Annotated in this window: 3 protein-coding genes; 1 reads left to right on the top strand and 2 read right to left on the bottom strand. The window is 76.0% G+C overall.

All coding sequences use genetic code 11. The features are described 5' to 3' along the window. Positions 1-647: sigma-70 family RNA polymerase sigma factor (locus E1300_RS49410; RefSeq protein WP_131764140.1), on the bottom strand; the 647-nt coding region annotated here is incomplete at its 3' end. A 133-nt stretch (positions 648-780) separates the two neighbouring features. Between E1300_RS49410 and E1300_RS49405 the strand changes: the two genes are divergently transcribed. Then, positions 781-1,242: a carboxymuconolactone decarboxylase family protein gene (locus E1300_RS49405; protein ID WP_131764139.1), complete on the top strand. Its 462-nt coding sequence runs from the start codon at positions 781-783 to the stop codon at positions 1,240-1,242. Here the strand turns inward: E1300_RS49405 and E1300_RS51170 are convergent. Continuing rightward, positions 1,197-1,774 (bottom strand): hypothetical protein (locus E1300_RS51170; protein ID WP_207400461.1); only part of this gene is annotated, 578 nt, incomplete at its 5' end. The two genes, E1300_RS49405 and E1300_RS51170, sit on opposite strands and share 46 nt — an antisense overlap.

Raw genomic sequence — 1,774 nt, 5'->3', positions numbered from 1 at the left:
CGCGCCCCGCCGGGCAGGGCCGTCCCGGCGTCGACGCGCAGCACCGCGTCGGGGTCGAGGACGGTCAGCAGGGCCTCGAAGTCGCCGCCGCGCGCCGCGGCCCGGAAGGCGTCGACGACGCGGCGCTGCGCGGACGGGCCGCCCGGCTCGGACGCCGCCTCCCGGACGCGCCCGCGGGCCCGGGAGGCGAGCTTCCTCGTGGCGGCCGGCGTGCGTCCGATGATCGGCGCGATCCGCTCGAAGGGCAGGCCGAACAGGTCGTGGAGCACGAACGCGAGCCGTTCGGCCGGGCCGAGCGCCTCCATCACCACCAGCAGCGCCAGGCCGACCGCGTCGGCGACCATCGCCTGCTCCTCCGGGTCCGCGCCCTCCTCGGACGCGACCACCGGGTCGGGCAGGTGGTCGAGGGGATCCTCCGGACGCAGCCGGCGCGACCGGAGCATGTCCAGGCACACGCGGCCGACGACGGTGGTCAGCCAGCCGCCGAGGTTGCCGATCTCGCCGGCCTCCGAGCGCGCCAGCCGCAGCCACGCCTCCTGGACGGCGTCCTCGGCCTCGGCCGGGGAGCCGAGCACGCGGTGGGCCACCGCCTGCAACCGGGCGCGGTGCTCCTCGAACCGGCGCGCCAGCAGGTCGTCATCGCTCATCAGGTCTCCTCCTTCAAGGATGACGTTGGGAGCCCCTCCGATGTGACCCTTGGGCGCGTGGCCTGCGCGGAGTCGCACTCGTCCGCCGCTCACCGTCATACGGGCGACGGACATCGACCCAGAGGAGACCGACATGACGGAACCGCGCCTGACCAACACCGCCGAACTCTTCCCGGAGCTCAACGGGTTCGCCGCCGCCCTGTCCAAGGCCCTGGACAACGGCTCGGTGCCGCGGACCACGATCGGCCTGGTCCAGATGCGCGCCGGGCAGCTCGCTGGCAGCACCTACCTGACGGTCAGGCACGCCGGCGCCCTGCGCGAGGCCGGGGAGCCCGAGGAGCGGATCACCGCCGTGTCGTCCTGGCAGGACGCGCCGTACTTCACCGCCGCCGAGCGCGCGGCCCTGGCGCTGGTCGAGGCCGTCCTGACGCCGAACCCGCACGGCGAGCGCGTCCCCGACGAGCTGTTCGACGCCGCGGCCGAGCACTACGACGCGACGGCGCTCAGCACGCTGACGATGGCGATCGGGCAGGTCTGCTTCTTCGTCCCCTACGCCCTCATCATCAAGCCGCCGCCCGCCCCGGTCGCTTCCTGACCCGTCCACCGGACGCCGTCCTCGGGCCGGACGAGGCGGTCGCCGCGGTCGGTGAGGGCGCGGACGAGCCGGGCCGAGGGCGTCTCGTCGTAGGACGCGGGGATCGCGGCGCAGACCCGGCGGGCCAGCGCGACGACGGCGGTGGTGCGGTGCTCGGGCGGCAGCGTCCGCAGCGCGGACCCGGCGTAGGCGAGCCCCTCGTCGACGTGCCCGTCCCCGATGAGGATGAGGCTCCGCTTCAGGTCCGCCTGAGCGCGCCGGCGCACGTCGAGGGGGCCGAGCCCGGCGACTTCGGCGCGCAGGTCGGCGTACACGCTGGGGTCCTCGGGCAGCGTGCCGGCCAGCAGCGCCCGGACGTGCGTGCGCACGGACCGCAGCCGGTGCGGGGGCCATCCCTGGACGGCGTACGTCTCGTCGCGGGCCGTGAACGGCATCCCGGCGACCAGCCCGGTCAGCCTCGCCAGCGCCGACAGCGCGCGGCGGGCCTCGCCGCGGTCCGCCAGCGCCGCGGTCCGCGCCGCGACGGCCTCGG

The organism is Actinomadura fibrosa (genome assembly GCF_900659615.1).
GTDB lineage: Bacteria > Actinomycetota > Actinomycetes > Streptosporangiales > Streptosporangiaceae > Spirillospora > Spirillospora fibrosa.
The sequence above is the reverse complement of the archived record's forward strand: the minus strand, read 5'-3'. Positions and strand labels throughout refer to the sequence as shown.

What these genes read in the sequence shown, in the direction of transcription:
- E1300_RS49405 (WP_131764139.1), top strand. Translation starts at nt 781, where the DNA reads ATGACGGAACCGCGCCTGACCAACACCGCCGAACTCTTCCCGGAGCTC.